The organism is Acinetobacter sp. AL9, from assembly GCF_041464035.1.
GTDB lineage: Bacteria > Pseudomonadota > Gammaproteobacteria > Pseudomonadales > Moraxellaceae > Acinetobacter > Acinetobacter towneri.
The window spans coordinates 17,712-39,741 of the sequence record NZ_JAYFSK010000021.1; the positions used below are offsets into that span (position 1 = coordinate 17,712).

Sequence of the window (22,030 nt, forward strand, 5' to 3'; positions counted from 1 at the left end):
CAGATAATAAAAAAGACGTTGAGTTAACACTTAACGTCTTTTTATTTGAGTTGTCGGACTTGGAAAAGACCCTAATGATTATTTAAAGAAATAACCCGTTTCAGGTGAGCTGGCATTCGCCATACGCTTACGTGGCATACGTCCTGCCAAATAAGCTTCACGTCCTGCTTCTACTGCTTTACGCATCGCAGATGCCATTAGCACTGGGTTTTGTGCTGCTGCAATTGCAGTATTCATCAGCACACCATCGCAACCTAATTCCATTGCAATCGCAGCATCACTGGCAGTACCCACACCTGCATCTACCAATACAGGTACTTTGGCATTTTCTTTAATAATCGAAATGGTATGCGGGTTAAGAATACCTAAGCCTGAACCAATTAAACTACCTAATGGCATAATTGCCACGCAGCCCATACTTTCCAATTCTTGCGCCACAATCGGGTCATCTGAAGTATAGACCATGATCTCAAAACCATCGTCAATTAGCGTGCGTGCAGCTTTTAAAGTTTCGGTGATATTTGGGTAAAGGGTTTTTTCATCGCCCAAAACTTCCAGTTTGACAAGGTTGTGACCATCTAGCAATTCACGCGCCAGCATGCAGGTGCGCACGGCACTGTTGGCATCAAAACAGCCTGCGGTATTTGGCAAAATGGTGTATTTTTCTGGTGGAATTACGGAAAGTAAGTTTGGCTGATCTGGATGTTGCCCAATGTTTACACGACGAATGGCAACCGTGACAATTTCTGCGCCACTGGCTTGAATCGCCAAATCTGTTTCGGTTAAATCTTTATATTTGCCCGTACCCACCAATAAACGTGAATTAAAGGTACGTGAACCGATTTTAAAGGTATCTTGCATGGGTGCTCCGAGTTTAGCCGCCACCAACGGCATGAATAATTTCAATGCGGTCTTGATCGCAAATAGGGGTTTCGGCAAGTTTGCTTTTGGCAATAATTTTTTCGTTTTGCTCCACAGCAAAACGTTTGCCTTCTAAATCTAATGCCTGAATCAGTTGTAACAGGGTCGTGTGAGTGGTCTGTTGTGCTTCGCCATTCAGATAAATTTGCATGACCGTGAATCCATCTTCAAAATTACAAAATATAATTGAGCTTTATTTGGCATATTTCATGGCTTGCCACGCTAAGCTTAGCCAGCCTGCAATCATGAGTGCTCCACCAATTGGGGTAATCATGCCCAAGCCACGGGCTAAATCCAATGCCATGATATACAGTGAACCGCAGAAAAATAAAATACCCAGTTGAATCAGAATAAAACTGGCTTTAATAGGAAGTTGTGGAATTACTTTGGCCAATATGCCCAATGCTAAAAGTCCAAGAGCATGATAGAAAAAATAATCTGTTGCAGTTTGCCACCAACCCAATTGAACCTCAGTTGCACGGGCTTTTAAACCATGTGCACCAAATGCACCAAGTAATACCGCAACCGCTAAATTCAAGGCAGAAATTGCAATCCACATACGCAAATTGACCTATTTAATTTTGCGCTTAACCTTAGCACATTTTTAAGCTTGGGAAAATCTGAGAATTGCCTGCCCGTATGTGGGTTGTACAAATCCAAGACAATAAAAAAGGGCAGTTTGCCCAATTTTATTTTTCGATGTGTTTGTATTCATCTTGAGAGTGTCAGTTTAGTTTGATGACATTGCCACTTTAATTTTTTCCATGGCATTTTTTTCGAGCTGACGAATACGTTCTGCTGAAACATTATATTCTGCTGCCAATTCATGCAGGGTCGATTTATCATCATCTAACCAGCGACGCTGCAAAATATTACGTGAACGATCATCCAACTGCTCCATAGCTTCATGCAGAGCAGAAGTGCTTTGTTCTTCGTAGTCTTCGTTTTCGACCAAACGTGCAGGGTCGTAACGGTTATCTTCCAAATACAATGCAGGTGCAACATAAGTTGAACCTTCATCGTCATCATCGCCCTGTGCTTCAAAAGCTGCGTCATAAGCGGTTAAACGACCTTCCATTTCCAAGACTTGTTCTGCAGTCACATTTAAGTCATTGGCAATAGATTGTGCTTCTTCAAGCGTCAGTTTCTTGCTAGATTTTTTGAGACTACGCAAATTAAAGAACAATTTACGCTGTGCTTTGGTGGTGGCAATTTTAACAATACGCCAGTTACGAATCACATATTCGTGAATTTCAGCTTTAATCCAATGCACGGCAAATGACACCAAACGCACGCCCATATTCGGGTCAAAGCGTTTCACGGCTTTCATTAAGCCCAAGTTGCCTTCCTGAATTAAATCGCCCTGCGGTAAACCATAGCCCGCATAACTTCGTGCAATATGCACCACAAAACGTAAATGCGACATGACCAACATTTTGGCCGCGTCTAAATCTTGATCGTAATAATAACGCTCGGCTAACTCTTTTTCTTGTTCAGCCGTTAAAATAGGAATTTGGTTAACAGTACTAATATAAGCCCCGAGGTTTACCCCTGGTGCAGATAATGACAGGGGCATCAACTGATTGCTGCTGTCACTCATGAGATCTCCTTATAGGATTGGGTAGGTAAAATAACCGATGTCTTTATCTTAATGCCAATATTCTACTTAAATAAGTAAAATTGGTGTAGATATGTAAATCTTTATAGCAATAAGCGGCGAATATTAAGTCATTAAAACAAATGAACAATCAAATAGATGCACTTATTGCGATGATTTTGGCTTGGCAACATCAATCACATAATGAAACTCTGTTGCCGAAATCTGGCTTGCTTCACAGCCGTATTGATGTAACTGACAATAACGCGCCACATCTTGCTGGCTGTGCGGATCAGATGACTTCAATAAAAACCGTGCAGAATCTGAATGTTTAAGGGCACGTTTCAGCATCAATAAAGGCATAGGACAAGGTTGTCCCATAGCATCAATCACTATGATAGGTTGTTCAGCATCACACAGCATTGAAGTAAAATTTCGCCTTAAAAAACAGAATGATCATATTAGCAAATTCGTTCACAAATCCCAAATAAATTTCATCTGAAGCATCGGGGCTATTCATTGCGCGGCTTACTGCGCATAAGGGCAAGAGAATTGGCTTATTTTGTGAGATATTTGCAATAAAATTTATAGATCAAAATTGTGCTAAGTCACTTAACAGAAATAAAAATTTTCTATTTGTTCAACTCGTTTCAAACTGAACAAGATAAATCAAAAAAAATCTATTAATTGTCATAAAGCCGTGTTAAGCTCGGTGCGTATTTAGGATTTTAGATAGACAATCGTTGTTTGTCGCCCTATTACAAATGGATGTAACCGGGATTTTGTTAATAGTTATACAGAATGATTACAAGCTTAGAAATAAAAATATTTTTAAACTTTGTTTGCTCTGCTGTTTGCAACACCGGGTGGTCCTTCTTTTTAATCAATGAGGATTAACTTATGACAGCTCGTGAACAAGGCGTAGTTAAATGGTTCAACGACACTAAAGGTTTTGGCTTTATTCAACGCAATGGCGGTGACGACGTATTCGTTCACTTCCGTGCGATTCAAGGTGAAGGCCACCGTTCACTTCGTGACGGTCAACGTGTTGAATTCAGCGTAGTTAAAGGCCAAAAAGGCTTCCAAGCTGAAGAAGTACAGCCACTAGACTAATCACTCGATTATTCTAAAAAAACGCTCCAATCCTGATTGGGGCGTTTTTTATTTGTATTTCTGTTTATAATAGGTCAGTTTTTTGTCTGTATAAGTTCGAGCACATATTTATGTCATCTGGTTTTGAAACCTTAAATTTACATCCGCAATTGAAACAGGCTATTGATGCTTTGGGTTTCAAGGAAATGACGCCAATTCAGCAAAAGGTTTTAAAATTTACTTTGGCTGGACATGATGCCATTGGTCGTGCGCAAACAGGTACAGGAAAAACTGCTGCCTTTTTAATTAGTGTGATCAACGATTTATTGAATAACCCAATTCAAGGACAGCGTTATCGTGGTGAACCACGTGCATTGGTTTTAGCGCCTACGCGTGAATTGGCTTTGCAAATCGAAAGTGATGCAAAAGACTTAACCAAATTTACCGACTTAAATGTGGTGACTTTGTTGGGTGGTGTAGATTTTGATAAGCAAAAGTCACAACTCAATAAAAACTTTGTCGATATTATTGTTGCGACACCAGGGCGCTTGATTGATTTTGTAGAACAAAAAGAAGTTTGGCTAGATCAGATTGAGTTTTTAGTGATTGATGAAGCAGACCGCTTGCTGGATATGGGCTTTATTCCATCGGTAAAACGTATTGTGCGTTATTCACCGCGTAAGGAACAGCGTCAGACGTTAATGTTCTCGGCAACTTTTAGTTATGATGTGTTGAACTTGGCTCAACAGTGGTTATTTGAACCTGTTACAGTCGAAATTGAACCTGAAAAGAAAACCAATGCCGATGTTGAGCAACGGGTATATATGGTTGCCAAAACCGATAAATACAAATTGCTTGAAGAAATTTTACGTGATGAGCCGATTGAAAAAGTCATGATTTTTGCCAATCGGCGTGATCAGGTGCGTAAGCTTTATGATCATTTAAAGCGTGATGGCTATAAAGTGGTGATGTTGTCAGGTGAAATTGCCCAAGACAAACGCTTAAAAATGCTGGATCAGTTTAAAAATGGCAAACATAACATCATGATTGCAACAGACGTTGCAGGGCGTGGTATTCATGTCGATGGTGTTTCGCATGTGGTGAATTTCACTTTGCCTGAACAGTCAGATGATTATGTCCACCGTATTGGTCGTACAGGTCGTGCAGGTACACGTGGTGTGAGTATTAGCTTCTTGTCGGAAGATGATGCGTTCTATTTACCAGAAATTGAAAAAGCCATTGGTCAAAAATTGCCATTAACACGTTTAGATGGTTATTGCTAATTACTCATTTAAGCTATTTTTTAGTTTAAATCCTGCTGTTCTTAGTTTAAAAGTCGCTCTCAGTGGAGCGACTTTTTTGTATTTGCTTCTTATGTCGTGCTGTAATAATTTACTTTGCCTGACATCTAAAGGTCAGCACAGTTTGATAATCATCATCACGAGCAATATCAGTATTACGTCCCGCAATTGTACCTAAAACAGTTGCTGCCGCCTGAATCATTTGTCCCGTTTGCTCATCGACTACACCTTTGAGTGCGCCGTTATAAGATGTTTTTTCATCAACCAAGACTGGAGCGGCACGAGTACCACAGGTTTTATTGGCAGCTGTAATTGCATTATTTTTGGCAATAATATTACTTTTACCTAAACCTGTGACTTCATATAGGTTGTTTTCTTTTTGAATGGCAAGAGAATTATTTGGCGTGGTGGCACATGCGGTTAAAAGTGCAAAAACGGCAAGGCTAGAAAAGGCGACTATTTTTTTCATATCTACCTCGGGGCTAAAACGCTGTAGCGCGTATTGTTTGTTGATGATATTTCAATTCAAATGTGTAGAGATTGAAAATAATAATTTGATCTAGTTGAACATAATCTGGATGGTTTTAGATGTAGACACTGTATAGGCTGTGTTGATAATTCGTCATTCATTTATACACATCAAACCCAATCCATAATGTATTTTCATGCTCTTAAACTATAGATGAATGCGTCAAAGCATCATTGTTTAGATGTGCTGAGCAGGTTCATCTTAAAAGTGCAGACATATAGACCCTAATCAGAATCTTGCAAATAAGCATACGGAAATAGCGCAATTTTTTGAGTTTATGCTAATCTTAACCGAGCTTTTTGAAATAGTTATATAAGTCAATGACGGATACAGCGGTAGAAATCGTTCATCAAAATATTCATCAACGTCAGTCTACGGGGCAGTTAGTTGAACCTGCACCAAATACTGAGCAGCTAGAAATGGCTTTTCAGGCAGCTTTAACCGCGCCAGATCATCATCGTTTAAAACCTACGCGCTTTGTGGTGATTACTGCCGAGCAACGTGCAGCATTTGGTGAGTTACTTTCTCAAGCCTTGGCAGACATGGGCGAAACCGATGCGGTTCAGTTGGAGCGAGTGAAACAGCATCCATTTCGTGCGCCACTTTTAGTGTTGGCGTTAACACAATTTCAGGATCATCCAAAAGTGCCATGTTTTGAGCAGACTTTAAGTACAGGTGCTGCGGTACAGAACTTTTTATTGTCTTTGCAGGCGCAGGGTTTTGCCAGTATGTGGCGTAGTGGGGCAGTCGTTGAGTCGAACTTGCTGAAACAAGCTTTAAACTTAAATGCAGATGATTTAATTTCAGGCATTATTTATGTGGGAACAGCGGCTAAAGCCATTCCTGCACGCGCTGAGTTGAATACGCAAGCTTATGTTCGTTATTGGAACGCATAAGTCTTTATTTTTAGGATATAACAATAATGTCAGAGTTAAATTTTGCCGATTTGGTTGAACCTGTTGCAATAGATCGAAAAACTGCGTTACGCATTACAGTGCTAGGTGGTGGCAGTTTTGGTACAGCAATGGCCAATACAGCAGTGCGTAATGGCTGCGACACGATGATTTGGATTCGTGATGAAGCGACTGCCAAAGAAATTAATGAAACGCATATTAATCGACGTTATTTGCCAGATTTTCAGTTGGAGCAGGGTTTAAGAGCCGTTTCAGATTTGGAAACTGCAGTTCGTGACCGTGACATTATTTTAGTGGCTATTCCAAGTCATTCTTTCCGTGATGTGTTGCGCCAAATTAAACCTTTTATTAGCGCACAAGCAGTGGTGTCTTTAACCAAGGGTATTGAAGCCAAAACCTTTAGTTTTATGAGCGATATTATCCGCGAAGAATTGCCAGAAGTGCCGTATGGTGTATTGTCTGGCCCGAACCTTGCCAAAGAAATTGTGGCGGGGCAGCCTGCAGGTACGGTTATTGCCAGTCATTCTGAATTGGTGCGTTATGCGGTGCAGCAAGCTTTACACAGTGCGTTATTCCGTGTTTTTGCCAGCGATGATGTGAATGGTGTGGAATTAGGCGGTGCGCTGAAAAATATTTATGCTGTGGCGATGGGCATGGCAGCCGCTTATAACGTGGGTGAAAATACCAAGAGTATGATTTTAACCCGTGCATTGGCAGAAATGAGTCGTTTTGCGGTTAAGCTTGGTGCAAATCCATTGACCTTCTTAGGGTTGTCTGGTGTCGGTGACTTGTTTGCAACATGTAGCAGTCCATTGAGTCGTAACTATCAAGTGGGTTATGCACTGGGTAAAGGTAAAACTTTGGAACAAGCCACAGAAGAATTGGGGCAAACAGCCGAAGGGATTAATACCATTGTACAAGTGCGGGCGCGCTCGAATGAATTAGATGTGTATATGCCAATTACTTGTGCGCTTTATGAAGTGATTTTTGAAGGTGCGCCACCCATGAACATTGCGCTGTCTTTAATGAAGAATGGACATCGCAGTGATGTGGAATTTGTCTTGCCGCATCATCAAGTTTAGTTTTACATCCATAAAACTGCGCCACAGTAGGTAAAAACTTGCGTGGAATATGACAGTTTGGTGAACTGAATTGTCATATTCTCAGGTTATACTGAGCGCATAATTTGAGTTAAATTGACACAACTTAATGTGTATCATCCTATAAGGAAATTCTATGCAACTGACTCTTGTTCGTCATGGTGAAGCCGCTCCTGCGATTATGGGCAATGATCATCAGCGTCCTTTGACTGAGCGTGGTCATATACAAGCACAAGAAACGGCAGACTATTTAAAAAATATCATTCAGCCCGATGTGTTTGTGGTTAGTCCTTTATTGCGTGCACAAGAAACCTTGGCACATTTGCAGCAATATTTTAAAGATGTGCCTGTGGTGGTCTGCAATACCATTAAACCTGAAGATGATGCAAAAGTTGCGGTGGGATGGTTGTCACAATTGCCGTATGAGTCAATTGCGGTGGTGTGTCACATGAATGTGGTGGCACACATAGCAGAAATTTTGACTTCAGAATCTTTCCATCCCTATCATTTGGCAGAAGCACGTATTTATGAGCAGGCAGTAATTGCTGCGGGACTTTCAACCCAAATCAAAAGTTTTATTCCAAACGCATAAAATAAATGTATAAAGTTAAATACAATTCAACGGTAGAACGATAATAATGCTGTATTTATGGATGCCAGAAGCCAATGGGGTTTGGCAATGGTCAAATGGGGAACACTGGACACAGGCAGATAATCTTGATGCCTTGATTCAGGCATTGCAATCTTTTCAAGGAAAAGATGCTGTGGTGTTTTTCCCAAGCCGTGATGTGCAAATTATGCAACAAACTTTACCTAAAGCCCAATATAAACAATTGGGTACCGATGGTGTGAAGTATTTATTAGAAGAATATACCGTATTGCCAATTGATGCGATGCAGGTGGTTCATCATTTTCAGCCACCTGAGCAAATAACCGTGCTGGGAGTTGCCAAGCATAGTATTGAAACCTATTTGCATGTATTAAGTTTGTTGCCAGTTAAAATCAGTGCATTGTTACCTGATTTTTTAATTTTGCCGCAACCTGAACCAGGGCAAACGGTGATTGGAAATATTTGCGGACGCTTGTTGGTACGTGAAAGTGAATTTTTAGGTTATTCAGTTGATGATCTGGCACTTTATCTAGACTATCAAACTGCAGAACGAAACTATAAAATCACCAACTTTAGTGCAGAACAAATGCAAAGTATTGAAGCATTTGCAACACAAGAACAATTAGAAAGCTTTCATTATGTAGTACCTGCATTAGTGAAAGCCAAACAGCATCCATTCAATATGCTGCCAAAATCCAAGCAAGACACGGGTGTTTCAGGTTATTGGAAAGCCTGTGCAGCAGTATTTCTTGGGATTTTAATTGTACAGTTTAGCTATGATGCACTGCGTTGGAGCAAACTTAAAAAAGTAGCAGATCAAACAGCGGTTCAAGCCATAGAACAATATCAATATTGGTTTGGTGCAAATAGTCGTATTACCGAACAAAATATTCAAAGTCAGTTTGAAAGTCAGGTACGCATGAGTAAAAATGCAGATACTCAAGCGCTGCAATTGCTCAGTCGTGTTGGCCCTGTGTTGATGCAAAATCAAATTGTGGCCAATCGTGTGAGTTTTGATGCCAATATGTTGAACATGGAATTGAATGCTAATTCGGCAGCGACCTTGCAAGCGCTCACTCAGCAATTGAATCAGCAGGGTTTTAAGGTCGAGCTGGGTAATATTCAGCCGAGCGCGTCAGGTGCAGTAGGATTGGTGAAAATACAATAATGAAAGCCATGGAAAAAATGTCGACTTGGTTCGATCAACGTATTGAACTGGTGCAAGATTATTTAGATCGTTTAAATACACGTGAGCGTGTTTTGGTGGTGTTTACCACAATCTTTGTGATCGTTGCTGCGGTGGGTTCTGCATTGTGGTATATGCATGCCGCAGCCGAAAAACAGCAAAAACGGGTGAATGATCTTAAAGATTTGGTGGTGGTGATGCAAAGTCATGCAGTCACAATGAAACCAGCTAATGATGCTCAACTCAGTGCAGCCGATAAAATTCAGCGTGTGGCTCAGCAACAAGGCTTATCGGTTGCTTCGCAGCAAAGTGGTGACAAGATGCAACTTGTAGCGAGTCATGTCAATTATGCCGTGTTGGCAAATTTTTTAACCCAATTGGCGCAAATGGGTTTAAGTATTGAAAAAATGGAATTAATTTCTGAAGCAGGGCAGATTAAATTAACAGCGACAGTCCAGTAAAGGTTAAAAATAAAGTCCGAAACTCGGAAAATAAACCCATGTCAAGCATAGCGTTTTGACTGGGCTAAGCCTATAATATGGCGACTTAGAAAGCAGTAGACTTTTGCAGATATGTTGTATTCTCTAGCCCGCCCGTTGTTATTTTCTTTAGCACCAGAGCGTGCACATGAGCTGACACTATCACTATTGAAATCAAGCCATAAAATGGGCTTGATGCGTCAAAAGACTGTAGCGAAACCTGTGACGTGTATGGGAATTGAATTCCCTAATCCAGTAGGTTTGGCAGCAGGTCTAGACAAAAATGGTGCGTATATTGATGCCTTGGCTGGTTTAGGCTTTGGGTTTATTGAAATTGGTACCATTACGCCACGTCCTCAAGTGGGCAATCCGCATCCACGTTTATTCCGCATTCCGCAGGCCAAAGCCATTATTAACCGTATGGGTTTTAATAATGATGGGGTCGATCAGCTGATTGAAAACGTCAAAGCGGCAAAATTTAAAGGCATTTTGGGGATTAATATTGGTAAAAATGCCGATACGCCAGTTGAAAATGCAGTAGATGATTATCTGATTTGTTTAGAAAAAGTCTATAACTATGCCTCTTATATCACCGTAAACATTTCATCACCGAATACCAAAAACTTGCGCAGTTTGCAAAGTGGTGATGCGCTGACTGAGTTATTGCAAACCCTCAAACAGCGTCAGTTGGAGTTAGTCGAAGAACATCAACATTATGTGCCGTTGGTATTAAAAGTTGCTCCAGATCTAGACCCTGAAGATATTCAGTTTATTGCCAAACAATTATTGCAATTCAAAATTGATGGTCTGATTGTGACCAATACCACTTTGTCGCGCGAAGGTGTAGAAAACTTGCCGCATGGCGATGAAGCAGGTGGTTTATCGGGTGCGCCTGTGTTTGAAAAAAGTACTGCATGTTTGGCAGCATTTTCAGCAGCACTGAAAGGTGAAATTCCTTTAATTGGTGTAGGTGGCATTTTGTCGGGCGAACAAGCGGTTGCCAAAAAAAATGCAGGTGCAAGCTTGGTTCAGGTGTATAGTGGTTTAATCTATGCAGGTCCTGAGCTGGTTCAAGATTGTGTGAACGCCTTATAACTTATGAATACCATTGATATCGTTATTCTGATTCTCTTGCTTATTGGAGGGTTGAACGGTTTGCGACAAGGATTTATTAAAGCCTTTGCGAACTTGGTAGGATGGATTTTTGCCCTAATTGTTGCGGCAAAATATGCAGTTGTCCTAGCACCTTCGATGACAGCACTCAGTAGCGATCCTGTGGTACAAAAAATTGCAGCCTTTGCATTTATTGTCTTGGTAATTGTGGTACTGACCTGGATTGTAACCGCTGTTTTAAATGGTGTTTTAAAGAGCTTGAAGCTTGGCCCATTAAATCGTTTGGCAGGCGGTGCATTTGGTACCTTGAAAGGCTTACTCATTGTCCTTATTACCATTCAAGGCATTGGTCCTTGGGTCGAAAGCTCGCCTTATTGGAAACAGTCTAAATTTGTACAAACTTTATTGCCGTATGCACCGTGGGCAACAGAACTGTCCAAAGACGCTGCCAATGAGGCTTTACAGCACATCAAGTCGAAAGATGCCGCGCCATCTTCCGACATCGCATCTGACGCAAAAGAAAATCGCTCTGGCGCAGATGGCTCAACGAATAATCCTTTTTATTAATCCCTAGCTGGTCTGCGAGGTTGCTATGTGTGGAGTTGTTGGTATAGCTGGTAAATCACCTGTTAACCAAATGTTGTTTGATGCATTAACGATGTTACAACATCGTGGACAGGATGCAGCTGGGATCGTAACTTGCCACAATGGGCGTTTGTTCTTGCGTAAAGATAACGGTATGGTGCGTGATGTATTCCATACACGTCACATGCGTGCGTTGCAAGGTAATTATGGTATTGGGCACGTGCGTTATCCAACTGCAGGTTCATCAAGCAGTGCCGAAGCGCAGCCATTTTATGTGAACTCGCCGTACGGGATTACTTTGGCACACAATGGTAATTTGACCAATGCCGAAGAAATTCACGAAGATCTGTTTAAAACAGATTTACGTCACATGAACACCGATTCTGACTCAGAAGTGTTATTGAACGTATTTGCACATGAATTGCAAAAACGTGGCAAATTAAACCCAACTTCAGAAGATATTTTTCATGTGATCAGCCGTGTGCATGAGCGTTGTAAGGGTGCTTATGGCGTTGTTGCTATGATTACAGGTCAAGGATTGGTTGGCTTCCGTGATCCAAATGGTATCCGTCCATTGATTTACGGTTCACGTGAAACTGAACAGGGCATGGAATATATTATTGCATCAGAATCTGTGGCAATTACTGCACTTGGCTTTAAAGTTGAACGTGATATTGCGCCGGGTGAAGCGATCTTTATTAATGACGCAGGTGAATTATTTACCCAGCAATGTGCCGCTAAACCTGAATATCGCCCATGTATTTTTGAATATGTATATTTTGCTCGTCCAGATGCGACCATTGATGGTATTTCAGTGTATAAAGCGCGTTTGAAAATGGGTGAAAAACTGGCGCATAAAATTACCCAAGAGTGGGGCGAGCAACACGATATTGATGTCGTTATTCCAATTCCAGATACATCACGTACATCAGCTTTAGAATTGGCAAATACTTTAGGGGTTAAATTCCGTGAAGGTTTTATGAAAAACCGCTATATCGGACGTACCTTTATTATGCCAGGTCAGCAATTGCGTAAAAAATCAGTGCGCCAAAAACTGAACCCTGTAGAGCTTGAGTTTAAAGGCAAAAATGTACTGTTGGTGGATGACTCGATTGTCCGTGGTACGACCTGTAACGAAATTATCCAAATGGCGCGTGATGCAGGTGCGAAAAAAGTATTCTTTGCTTCTGCAGCGCCAATGGTGAAATATCCAAACGTGTATGGTATTGATATGCCAGCCAAAGATGAATTAATTGCGTCTAACCGTAATGTTGAAGAAATTCGTGAAATTATTGGTGCAGACCGTTTAATTTTCCAAGATTTAGAAGACTTAAAACAAGCGGTTCGTACCCATAAAGTGCCACATTTAACTGAATTTGATTGTTCAGTATTTGATGGTGTGTATGTAGCTGGCGGAATTGACGAAGCTTATCTGAATGATCTTGAGCAAAAGCGCAACGACTTGGCTAAAAAAGGCAAAGATGGTTATATTGATGTCAATATTGATGCTGCGTCAGTAGACTTAACTGGTGTAAAAGAGAGTTAATTCTTTTTCTGATCAGCTCAGTGAGAAAAGCGGGAAATTCCCGCTTTTTTCATTTATGATGGTGGCTCAAATACAATGTAATTCAGGATGTTTACATTGAGGTCTGTGAGTAGTTACTTGATTAAAAACAAAAATATGATTTGGTCTGCAATTTTATGTTTGGTTGCAGTCGCTTTGACCCTGTTTATCTTAAACACAGTTTTGGGTCTGTTGGTCTATTATGTCGATTCAAGCCAATCCATCTATTGGCACAGTCTAAGCCCATACTGGATTACGGTCTTGGTGCTGATTATGACGGTATCCGTCATTTTGGAATTTTACGTTTTTCGCTCAGGTGGTCATTCTTTGGCAAAACAATTGGGTGCGCGTCGTTTAACCCAGTTCGAAAGTACCCCAGAAGAAAGTACCGCACTTAAACTGACCGAACAATTGGCCGATACCTTTCAAATCCCAGCGCCTACTGTATATGTATTGCCCGATGAAATTGGGGTAAATGCCCTCACTGCAGGCTTTAGTCATAAAGATATTGTGATTATTTTGACTTGGGGTGCTTTGCAAAACTTGGATGAGCAAGAGCTTTATGGACTACTCAGCCATGAGTTTAACCATATTTTAAGTGGTGAAACCATTGATAATACCAAGCTTAAAATCCTCTACAGTAGCCTAACCACGTTTAGTAAGTGGGGCAGTAGCATCGCCAAACTTGGCTTTGGACAACATCGTGATGCACCGCCACATAAGTTAGCGACTTTTTTTGTTGCTATAGGTGGTGGTATCTGGTTGTTTGGTAGCTTGGGCGTGTTGATTACCCGCTTAATTAAATATATTAGTCTAAGCGGACGTACCTTTAAAAATGATTTAAAAACCAAACGTTTGATTCAAAATAATGCCAATATTCAAACTTTGCTGCGAATTTATGTGCATCATGCAGGGTCGCAAATTCATAGTGAATATTCAGAATCTATTTCCCACATGTGCTTTGCTAACTCGCTCAGTCCGCAAAGCTGGATGAATATTCATCCAAGTATTGAAGCCCGTATTTTTGAGCTTGATCCAACCTTGGTACAAGACTTACAGCTAGAAAATTTGAAGCGTTTACGCAATCAGCCTTTGTTTAGCCTATTTCGCTCGTTAGAAGAAATGAATGCTGAATATTATGCGCCGTGGAGTTCACCACAACCTTTGCCTTTGCTGCGCTTATCGCCGATTAGCTTTGCAATTAATGATGCAATTAAGCCACTCAAGCCTGAAATTCGCAATAACATGCCGCGTCCAGAGCTAATTCAGCGTGCCTTACAAACGGCAACGGGTTCGCGTGAGGTGATTGTCGCTATTTTGATGATTCGCCAATATCGTGAATTTATTCCTGCTGAAGCAGAAGTCAGCCGTGCAATTGTAGATGCTTTATTAAATTTGGATGGGCGAGTACATATCTCGATTTTCCATGAAGCATGTAAAAATATTGGTGGTATGCCGCTGAGTATCGCACGGCAGTTTTTAACCAAATTGGCAAAAATCATTCAGGAAGATGGTGAAATTGGTTTGTTAGATGCTTTGCTGCTTGAACGAATCAAGTTTGAATTGAACTTGCTGCCTTTACATACACCTGCAGCGTTACACGAAGTTAAACCGCAAATTGTACGTTTAATCGATGCTTTATTGCATGTGCAGCAAATTAATAGTGTTAATCAGTTAGATGTACGTGAACGTATTTTAGAACGTGTTTTAACTGCAGATGAATTGATTGATTATGAAGAAATTTCAGATGAACCGATTGATTTATCAGAAATTTTAAATGATATGGCAGGTTTGCTGCTGCGTGATCGACTGATGGTGTTAGGCATTGCTGAAATTTGTTTGTGGAATGACCGTATTATCACCCAAGATGAATTGGATGTTTTGGAGTTGCTCTATTGGCGTTTAGGTTTTAAAACCGAAGAAATTGTCGAGCAAATGCAAAAACAAAACAGTTTGATGATTGTGTGACACTGATTGACTAGGTGTGTTTAAAGCAGATTTTGAAAAAATACGAATAGGTCAGATTGGGTGAAAGAAAGCACAGCATTGTGCAGCCTTTCTAGGTAGAATAGGTGCTATCTTGCATGTTGTTCTGTGATAAATACGTGCAGCGAAAAATTAGATGGGTGATGATAAACATGATGGGGCATCAGCGTGACATTTTAGCCAGTTTGGGAATCGATATTTGGGTTTCCAGAATGGCTGTGTCTCAAACTTTGCCACAATCATCGGTTTGGCGCGACCAAGCTGCACCTGAAATACACAGCGAAATTATTGTTCCTGCTGCAGTACCTCAACAATTAAAACAACAACAGCCGATTATTCACGAAAAGCCTAAGCAAGAACCATCTCCGCAACATACGACAGTTGAAGCGGCCGAGCCAGAAGTTGTTCCTGAAGCGCGTGTCATGCTGCAAATTGAAGCATTTAGTATTGAAGCTTTGCAGTTGCCACATTGTGTCATTTTGGTAGAAAGCACTACCTTGAGTCAGGAACAGCAACAATTGTGGCGTAATATTCAACATGCGCTACAGGCCGAATATCACGTATTGCAATGGCCTTTTGCTTTAGAAGTATTACAAGACGGCATCGGGGTAGAAAATTATGTGCAAGGTTTTGTTGATGTCTTGAGCACAGATAAAAACATGCTGATTTTAGGTCAATTACCACATTTTAAATCTGAACAATTTTTGCATTTAGCCAGCTTGCAAGAGATGTTAGATCAACCGCTGTTGAAAAAAAGTCTGTGGGATGCGATACAAATCACATCGTTACAGCCTAAAGCCTAAGTCAATTCAGATATTTAAAACTCTACATATACAAGCAATTGTAGACACGAAACAGGGATAATCATGCGTAAAAAAGTGGTAGTGTTTAGTCAAATTGATGCAGAAATTTTAAGTAAGCTAGAGCAAGATTATCAGGTGGTGCAGGTCAGCCCGAAGTTGGGTGACGTGAATCAACAGTTGCTTGAGCATGTGCAAGATGCCGATGGCATGATTGGTGCAGGGCGCTTGCTTAATCAAAGTAACTTACATACTGCGACTAAACTCAAAGTGATTTCGAGTGTAAGTGTCGGTTATGACAACTATGATGTAGATTATTTAACCCAGCAAAAGATTAGTCTTTGCCATACACCGCATGTCTTGACTGAAACCACAGCAGATTTAGCCTTTACTTTATTGATGAGTGCAGCACGACAAGTGCCATATTTAGATCGGTGGACTAAACAAGGGCAATGGAAACGTACCGTGGGTGCAGCACAGTTTGGACAGGATATTTATGGTAAAACCATTGGTATTGTAGGTTTGGGGCATATTGGTGCGGCTATCGCACGGCGTGCATTTCATGGTTTTAATATGAATGTGGTGTACCACAATCGTCGTGAAAAAATGGAAGTGGCGAAGGCATTTAATGCAGAATATTTAAGTCTGGATGAATTGCTGCAACAGTCTGATTTTGTGGTACTGGCAGTCGATTTAAATGCAGACTCTAAAGCCTTAATTGGTCAGCGTGAACTTGATTTAATGCCGTCTCATGCAATTTTGGTCAATATTTCGCGTGGTTCGGTCATTGATGAGCAGGCACTTATTCAGACCTTACAAGCAGGCAAAATTTTTGCCGCAGCTTTGGATGTCTATGACAAAGAACCACTGCAAGAATCACCATTATTTGAGTTAGATAATGTCGTGACTTTGCCGCACATTGGTTCAGCAACTGCAGCAACTCGTCGACAAATGGCAAACTTAGCCTATAAAAATTTAGTTGATGCGCTGGAAGGACGTCGCCCGCAATATGTTGTTAATCCTGCTTGTTATACGTCTTAAAGTTAAAGATGATTTGGTAAAAATTGATAACACATCATTGCAAATGCGTTCATTTTTCAATGTTATAGTGAATCATTATGCAAAATATGTATTTGAGATCATCCATTGAAACATCTATTACTGATCTGCGGTTTGAGTTTTGCCAGTATTGCGACAACCCAAAGTGCCAATCTAACCACCACACCACAATTTAATGTGCCTGAAATAGGCAGTGGTGTGGGATTAATTGATCAGCAAAAAGAACGCAGTATTGGTGAAAAAGTCTATCGGGAAGTGCAGCGTAAAATGCCTGTCACGCAAAACCCGTGGCTGGAAGATCAATTAATCAATACGTTTTCGCATCTACTCAGCCAAACTCAATTGGGGCAACCCATTGGGCTACTCATTATCAATGATCCACAAATTAATGCTTTTGCTGTGCCGGGTGGTTTATTTGCGTTAAACACAGGTCTTATTAATTCTGCCCGTAATATGGATGAAGTTGCGGGCGTGATGGCGCATGAAATTGCGCATGTGTCGCAACGTCATTACAGTCGCTCTCAAGAGGCATTTAAAGGACAGGGTTTGTTGGCACTCGCTGGGGTTGTGGTTGGGGCATTGGTTGCCTCACAAGCCGATGGTGATGCAGGCGCAGCGGTGATGATGGGTTCTCAAGCCGCTTTAATGGATCAGCAATTGACTTATAGCCGTAATCAGGAACGTGAAGCAGACCGTATTGGCATGCAATATATGTATAGCGCAGGCTATAACCCACAAAGCATGGCAGACTTTTTTGAGGTGATGCACCGTACTACGAGTCGAGTGAGCTTCTTACCTGACTTTTGGTTTACCCATCCCTTAACCACAGAGCGGATGAGTGAGGCGCGTTTACGTGCCAATCAATTGCCACCAGTGCCAACCTCGCTGCGTGATGAAGACTTTGAGATTTTAAAGTTATATAGTTTGGTGGTTTCGCAGCAGGCGACAGAACAGCAGCTTAAAGCATTTGCAACCCGTAACCATTTTGCGGCGAATTTGGCTTTGGCTTATTTTTATAGCCAGCAAGGCGATTTTGTTTTGGCGCAACAAAGTATAGATCAGGCCAAAAGTCACAATCGTTTACATAATTTATTGACACTTATTCAAACTGACATTTATTTAGGGCAAAATAAAATTGATTTAGCGCTCAAAACAATTGGTTCACCTGCGCGAATTATGCCTGAAAATCGTGCGCTGAATTATAAATGGGCCGAGGTTTTGATTCGTCAAAATCAAACTACGCAAGCAGAAAGTATTTTGAAGGATTTCTTGCAAAAAAATCCACGTGATTTATCGGCATGGAATTTAATGCAGCAAGCGGCAAATGTAGACCGAAGCTCTGCATTACGCACGGTAAATGTGTTACGGTATCGTGCAGAAGTACAGTATTGGTCAGGTTGGGAAGAAGAGGCAATTAAATCATTACTGCACGCGCAGCGTTTAGCCAAAGACAATCAGGCGATGTCGGCAAATATAAAAAACCGTGTGACTGAAATGCAAAGAGAACGACAGTTAAAAATATAAGTCGGGCGTACATACGGTGGCATAACAATAAAGAAAGGGAGTTTAAGAATGATTGAAGGACAATGTTTATGTGGTGCGGTGTATTACCGTTACCATGCCGAAATTGAAAAAACAATATTATGTTTTTGCCAGCATTGCCGTCGTGCGCAAGGCGGTATTATGGGATGGAATAGTCCAGTGGCACGCGAACATTTTGAAGTGGTGCGTGGCTTAAAATATCTAAAAGAATATTTTCATAGTCCCAATAAAGCACGGGTATTTTGTCAGGAGTGTGGCAGCCCGATTTATTCTTATCGGCTAGATTTACCCGATATTATTCGCTTACGCTTAGGGACAGTGACTCAAGGCAAAGTTCCCGAACCATGTGAGCAAGCATTTGCGCAATACAAACCCAACTTTTTGGCAATTGAGTCGTGTGAATAGTTATTCACCGAATATACAATGCTAAAATAGAACTTGAGTTGAAACGACCCTGACTTGAAAATGAAAAAATATATTTATTTATGCCTTACTTTGGGGATGACCTTGCAAAATGTCTATGCTGCGAGTGCAGAGCAGTATGTGTTGGCTGTTGAAGAAATTAATGCGCAATATAAACAAGATACCCGACAGTTTTTACGAGGCTTAAACCCACAACAGCAGGGTTTTAATCCGCAGCAACAGCAGCAGTTTTGCGGCATTGTTAGTCGTTATGTTGATCGTTTATATCAGGCAGCAGATGAAAACCGTGCCTATTTGGATCGTCGTTATCAGAATATTAATAAACAGGACGTGATTCAGCAGGTCAGCACATCTAAAGAAATGCAATTACTGAAAAAATATCAAGTGAACTGCGATTTAAAGTAAAAAGTTAAAGCAGAAGTGTCTAAGGGTGAATAGATAATCTATCTCATCCTAGGTTTAGCATTTTACTTAATAGCATTAGATAGAAAGATTAAAGCGGGCTTAATCTGACATTTAAATCAGTGTTCGGAGAAGCACAAATTTGGGGTGGGCTAATTAGCTTAATTTGGCTTTAATTTTGGCAGATACTTGAGCAGGATCGGCGCGCCCGGCTATGAGCGGACGCAGAGAGTTCATCACCTTACCCATATCTTTCATGCTAGTAGCTTGTTGCGCTTCAATGGTTTGCGCAATCATGGAATCAAGTTCTTCCTCAGTCATAGCTTCTGGTAGAAACTGAGATAACACCTCAATTTCGGCTTGTTCCTTACTAGCTAAATCTTCTCGGCCAGCGCCTTCAAAGGCTTTAACCGATTCTTTACGTTGTTTAATTTGCTTTTCAATGACCGCAAGAACCTGAGCATCGTCAAGCTCTTTGCGCTCATCGACTTCGATTTGCTTAATTGCCGCCTGTAGACTACGAATTACCGTTAACTTATGCATTTCTTTGGCGCGCATTGTCGCTTTCAAAACGTCAGTAATTTGGTTTTTCAAAGTCGTCATCATTTAATCCAGACAGGCAATCACAAATTAATTAGTAAAGGCGAGTAGTACGTACTGATTCACGCGCCAATTTCTTTTGGTAGCGTTTAACAGCAGCAGCTTTTTTGCGCTTACGTTCTTGAGTTGGTTTTTCGTAGAATTCACGCTTACGTACGTCAGCTAAAACACCTGCTTTTTCGCAAGAACGTTTGAAACGACGGATAGCTACGTCTACTGGTTCGCCTTCTTTCAATTTAACTTGTGGCATGAAGAATCCTCATTAAGTTATGGATAAGATCTGGGCGAAATTGCCCACGATCACAAGTGAAGGTCAGTATTTTACTCATTTACATCTCATATCACAAGTCTATAATAGGTTTCGCAATAGAATTGATACAGGTTATAGGCAATTTAATGATCGTTTTAGGCTTAGAAACATCTTGTGATGAAACAGGACTTGCACTGTATGACAGCGAGTTAGGTTTGCGCGGGCAAGTACTGTATAGCCAAATTAAATTGCATGCAGAGTATGGTGGTGTGGTACCCGAACTGGCTTCACGTGACCATGTGCGCAAACTTATTCCTTTAATCAATCAATTGCTTGAGCAGAGCCAAGTCAAAAAATCTGAAATTGATGCAGTGGCTTATACCCGTGGGCCGGGGCTAATGGGCGCACTCATGACAGGCGCATTATTTGGACGAACTTTAGCTTTTGCCTTAAATAAACCTGCAATTGGGGTGCATCACATGGAAGGGCACATGCTTGCACCATTATTGTCTGCTACACCACCAGAATTTCCGTTTGTCGCTTTATTGGTTTCGGGTGGACATACACAGCTCATGGCAGCTTATGGCATTGGCCAATATGAATTGTTAGGCGAGTCAATTGATGATGCTGCAGGCGAGGCTTTTGACAAAGTTGCCAAAATGATGGGTTTACCGTATCCGGGTGGGCCAAATATCGCCAAACTAGCTGAACAAGGCGATGCCAAAGCTTTTGAATTTCCACGTCCAATGTTGCACCAAGGCTTAGAATTTTCATTTAGCGGTTTAAAAACTGCGGTTTCAGTACAAATGAAAAAGTTAGGTGATGAAAACCGTGATGCCGATATTGCGGCAAGTTTCCAAGAAGCGATTGTTGATACTTTGGTGAAAAAATCGGTAAAAGCTTTAAAACAAACATGTTTAAAACGCTTGGTGATCGCGGGTGGGGTGAGTGCAAATACTCGGTTACGTGAGCGTTTAGAAGCAGATTTAGCTAAAATTCGTGCAACGGTTTATTATGCAGAACCTGCATTGTGCACCGACAATGGTGCAATGATTGCTTTTGCGGGCTATCAGCGTTTAAAAGCAGGGCAGCAAGATGGTTTATCGGTTACGACTACACCACGTTGGCCAATGACGGAGCTTACCAATCCAACTGCGGGTTAAGTTGTTCGTAGCATAAAATCAATCAGAGGCAATAATCTGCCTCTGACTTTATATGCTAAATTTTTACATTAATATTAGAAACGAATACTTAAGACTTAGCGAACTGCGTCCATTAAACCTTTGGTAAGATCTTTCATCATGCCTTGCATCACAGCATTCCCTGCATTTGTACAGTTTTCTAATTTTTTACCTTCTAGTGATTTACCTTGATTGGCCATTTCTTCGCACTTCTGCAAAACTTTTTTAGCTTCATCTAAGTTCTCGGCATAATACTCTTGCGTTTTCACTTGTGTACATGCTGTAAGCGTTGTAATTAAACTTACTGTAATTAACAAATTTTTAAATTTAAACATTATTTTTTAACCGTTGTTTGTTTTAAAGAGATTGCATCTTAAGCGAATAATGGGTTCATAAAATAATACAATGGACTAAAGTTGATCTTATTAAGTAAAATTAAATAATTGCAATATAAATATTTTTAATTTTTTTGAAGTTTTATAGTCATATTCTATCCCAAACTTTATTTCACGTATTGGTTTCAAATAGAACTGCTTTATTTTTTTTGTGCACTCATCCTACAATTTATAGAAATCCATAAAGTAGCTGACAGCAGTATTTAAATCTGTGAATCCTGTCCAATTGTTGTGTTTTCAACTTTAAACTATGATTTTTGGTAGATATTTAATATAACCCCAGTTACGGATAAGCCAAAGATTTAATCACATGAATTTTAGGCTTATTCTTTTGGCAAAGTTGATACGCACATAGTGAAGAAAATACGCCTGCTAAAAAACCAGCAATCGAACGATGTTTA

At 40.7% G+C, this 22,030-nt stretch carries 26 protein-coding genes and 1 pseudogene; 17 read left to right on the forward strand and 10 right to left on the reverse strand.

Annotated features, from left to right (window positions below; all coding sequences use genetic code 11):
- Positions 1–78: 78 nt before the first annotated feature.
- The 5 genes from ACEO2X_RS06900 to ACEO2X_RS06920 all read right to left on the reverse strand — a co-directional run bounded on the left by ACEO2X_RS06900 (position 79) and on the right by ACEO2X_RS06920 (position 2,941).
- Entirely contained in the window at positions 79–861 is a 783-nt protein-coding gene (locus ACEO2X_RS06900; protein ID WP_004971502.1) for a thiazole synthase, read from the reverse strand.
- A gap of 13 nt (positions 862–874) precedes the next feature.
- The gene (thiS, locus tag ACEO2X_RS06905) at positions 875–1,072 is read right to left on the reverse strand and encodes a sulfur carrier protein ThiS (protein WP_004971499.1); all 198 of its coding nucleotides are present in this window, start codon (positions 1,070–1,072) and stop codon (positions 875–877) included.
- 42 nt (positions 1,073–1,114) lie between these two features.
- Positions 1,115–1,480, reverse strand: a complete 366-nt coding sequence (locus ACEO2X_RS06910) for a DUF423 domain-containing protein (protein WP_346781388.1) — start codon at positions 1,478–1,480, stop codon at positions 1,115–1,117.
- Between the two features lie 171 nt (positions 1,481–1,651).
- A complete protein-coding gene (gene rpoH / locus ACEO2X_RS06915) occupies positions 1,652–2,521 on the reverse strand; it encodes an RNA polymerase sigma factor RpoH (protein ID WP_004971496.1) in 870 nt (289 codons plus the stop codon).
- A gap of 162 nt (positions 2,522–2,683) precedes the next feature.
- Positions 2,684–2,941, reverse strand: a complete 258-nt coding sequence (locus tag ACEO2X_RS06920) for a sulfurtransferase TusA family protein (RefSeq protein WP_004971495.1) — start codon at positions 2,939–2,941, stop codon at positions 2,684–2,686.
- Between the two features lie 477 nt (positions 2,942–3,418).
- On the opposite strand from ACEO2X_RS06920, the gene ACEO2X_RS06925 reads away from it, so the two are divergent.
- Together ACEO2X_RS06925 and rhlB are read left to right on the forward strand one after the other, a co-directional pair.
- Complete coding sequence (locus tag ACEO2X_RS06925; protein WP_005177104.1) at positions 3,419–3,631, forward strand: cold-shock protein; 213 nt, start codon at positions 3,419–3,421, stop codon at positions 3,629–3,631.
- Positions 3,632–3,741: 110 nt separating this feature from the next.
- Complete coding sequence (gene rhlB / locus ACEO2X_RS06930) at positions 3,742–4,893, forward strand: ATP-dependent RNA helicase RhlB (protein WP_004971493.1); 1,152 nt, start codon at positions 3,742–3,744, stop codon at positions 4,891–4,893.
- A gap of 109 nt (positions 4,894–5,002) precedes the next feature.
- On the opposite strand, the gene ACEO2X_RS06935 is transcribed toward rhlB, so the two are convergent.
- Positions 5,003–5,380: a hypothetical protein gene (locus ACEO2X_RS06935; protein ID WP_004971490.1), complete on the reverse strand. Its 378-nt coding sequence runs from the start codon at positions 5,378–5,380 to the stop codon at positions 5,003–5,005.
- 380 nt (positions 5,381–5,760) lie between these two features.
- Here ACEO2X_RS06935 and ACEO2X_RS06940 point away from each other — a divergent pair, with 380 nt between their 5' ends.
- From ACEO2X_RS06940 to ACEO2X_RS07005, 14 genes are all read left to right on the forward strand, one after another.
- On the forward strand, positions 5,761–6,336 hold the full coding sequence (locus ACEO2X_RS06940) for a nitroreductase (RefSeq protein ID WP_004971488.1): 576 nt from the start codon (positions 5,761–5,763) through the stop codon (positions 6,334–6,336).
- 26 nt (positions 6,337–6,362) lie between these two features.
- Positions 6,363–7,436: an NAD(P)H-dependent glycerol-3-phosphate dehydrogenase gene (locus tag ACEO2X_RS06945; protein WP_004971486.1), complete on the forward strand. Its 1,074-nt coding sequence runs from the start codon at positions 6,363–6,365 to the stop codon at positions 7,434–7,436.
- Positions 7,437–7,590: 154 nt separating this feature from the next.
- Positions 7,591–8,046 (forward strand): histidine phosphatase family protein, encoded by a 456-nt coding sequence (locus tag ACEO2X_RS06950; RefSeq protein ID WP_371971344.1) that lies wholly within the window; start codon positions 7,591–7,593, stop codon positions 8,044–8,046.
- A gap of 46 nt (positions 8,047–8,092) precedes the next feature.
- Positions 8,093–9,232, forward strand: a complete 1,140-nt coding sequence (gene gspL / locus ACEO2X_RS06955) for a type II secretion system protein GspL (RefSeq protein WP_131261339.1) — start codon at positions 8,093–8,095, stop codon at positions 9,230–9,232.
- Positions 9,232–9,711, forward strand: coding sequence for a type II secretion system protein GspM (gspM, locus tag ACEO2X_RS06960; protein WP_179988424.1), 480 nt, complete (start codon positions 9,232–9,234; stop codon positions 9,709–9,711). Before gspL ends, gspM begins: the two co-directional genes overlap by 1 nt.
- 111 nt (positions 9,712–9,822) lie before the next feature.
- Positions 9,823–10,824, forward strand: coding sequence for a quinone-dependent dihydroorotate dehydrogenase (locus ACEO2X_RS06965; RefSeq protein WP_371971347.1), 1,002 nt, complete (start codon positions 9,823–9,825; stop codon positions 10,822–10,824).
- A gap of 3 nt (positions 10,825–10,827) precedes the next feature.
- On the forward strand, positions 10,828–11,409 hold the full coding sequence (locus ACEO2X_RS06970; RefSeq protein ID WP_004971476.1) for a CvpA family protein: 582 nt from the start codon (positions 10,828–10,830) through the stop codon (positions 11,407–11,409).
- Positions 11,410–11,434: 25 nt separating this feature from the next.
- On the forward strand, positions 11,435–12,973 hold the full coding sequence (gene purF / locus ACEO2X_RS06975; protein WP_096902526.1) for an amidophosphoribosyltransferase: 1,539 nt from the start codon (positions 11,435–11,437) through the stop codon (positions 12,971–12,973).
- 96 nt (positions 12,974–13,069) lie between these two features.
- On the forward strand, positions 13,070–14,959 hold the full coding sequence (locus ACEO2X_RS06980) for a M48 family metallopeptidase (protein WP_253132402.1): 1,890 nt from the start codon (positions 13,070–13,072) through the stop codon (positions 14,957–14,959).
- Between the two features lie 170 nt (positions 14,960–15,129).
- A complete protein-coding gene (locus ACEO2X_RS06985) occupies positions 15,130–15,780 on the forward strand; it encodes a hypothetical protein (RefSeq protein WP_371971350.1) in 651 nt (216 codons plus the stop codon).
- Positions 15,781–15,843: 63 nt separating this feature from the next.
- Positions 15,844–16,818, forward strand: coding sequence for a D-glycerate dehydrogenase (locus ACEO2X_RS06990; protein ID WP_104851813.1), 975 nt, complete (start codon positions 15,844–15,846; stop codon positions 16,816–16,818).
- Between the two features lie 105 nt (positions 16,819–16,923).
- Positions 16,924–18,360, forward strand: coding sequence for a M48 family metalloprotease (locus ACEO2X_RS06995; protein ID WP_178318511.1), 1,437 nt, complete (start codon positions 16,924–16,926; stop codon positions 18,358–18,360).
- A 48-nt stretch (positions 18,361–18,408) separates the two neighbouring features.
- Positions 18,409–18,783 (forward strand): GFA family protein, encoded by a 375-nt coding sequence (locus ACEO2X_RS07000; RefSeq protein WP_096902524.1) that lies wholly within the window; start codon positions 18,409–18,411, stop codon positions 18,781–18,783.
- 60 nt (positions 18,784–18,843) lie between these two features.
- The gene (locus ACEO2X_RS07005) at positions 18,844–19,206 is read left to right on the forward strand and encodes a hypothetical protein (RefSeq protein ID WP_004971462.1); all 363 of its coding nucleotides are present in this window, start codon (positions 18,844–18,846) and stop codon (positions 19,204–19,206) included.
- Positions 19,207–19,359: 153 nt separating this feature from the next.
- On the opposite strand, the gene ACEO2X_RS07010 is transcribed toward ACEO2X_RS07005, so the two are convergent.
- Together ACEO2X_RS07010 and rpsU are read right to left on the reverse strand one after the other, a co-directional pair.
- Positions 19,360–19,806, reverse strand: coding sequence for a GatB/YqeY domain-containing protein (locus ACEO2X_RS07010; protein WP_154321276.1), 447 nt, complete (start codon positions 19,804–19,806; stop codon positions 19,360–19,362).
- A gap of 31 nt (positions 19,807–19,837) precedes the next feature.
- Positions 19,838–20,053: a 30S ribosomal protein S21 gene (gene rpsU / locus ACEO2X_RS07015; RefSeq protein WP_001136722.1), complete on the reverse strand. Its 216-nt coding sequence runs from the start codon at positions 20,051–20,053 to the stop codon at positions 19,838–19,840.
- 146 nt (positions 20,054–20,199) lie between these two features.
- On the opposite strand from rpsU, the gene tsaD reads away from it, so the two are divergent.
- Positions 20,200–21,216, forward strand: coding sequence for a tRNA (adenosine(37)-N6)-threonylcarbamoyltransferase complex transferase subunit TsaD (gene tsaD, locus ACEO2X_RS07020; protein ID WP_371971407.1), 1,017 nt, complete (start codon positions 20,200–20,202; stop codon positions 21,214–21,216).
- Between the two features lie 95 nt (positions 21,217–21,311).
- Here tsaD and ACEO2X_RS07025 read toward each other — a convergent pair whose 3' ends face one another.
- Both ACEO2X_RS07025 and ACEO2X_RS07030 read right to left on the reverse strand, forming a co-directional pair.
- On the reverse strand, positions 21,312–21,569 hold the full coding sequence (locus ACEO2X_RS07025; RefSeq protein ID WP_004971457.1) for an EexN family lipoprotein: 258 nt from the start codon (positions 21,567–21,569) through the stop codon (positions 21,312–21,314).
- Positions 21,570–21,912: 343 nt separating this feature from the next.
- A pseudogene (locus ACEO2X_RS07030) lies at positions 21,913–22,030 on the reverse strand (IS982 family transposase); the annotation flags it as partial.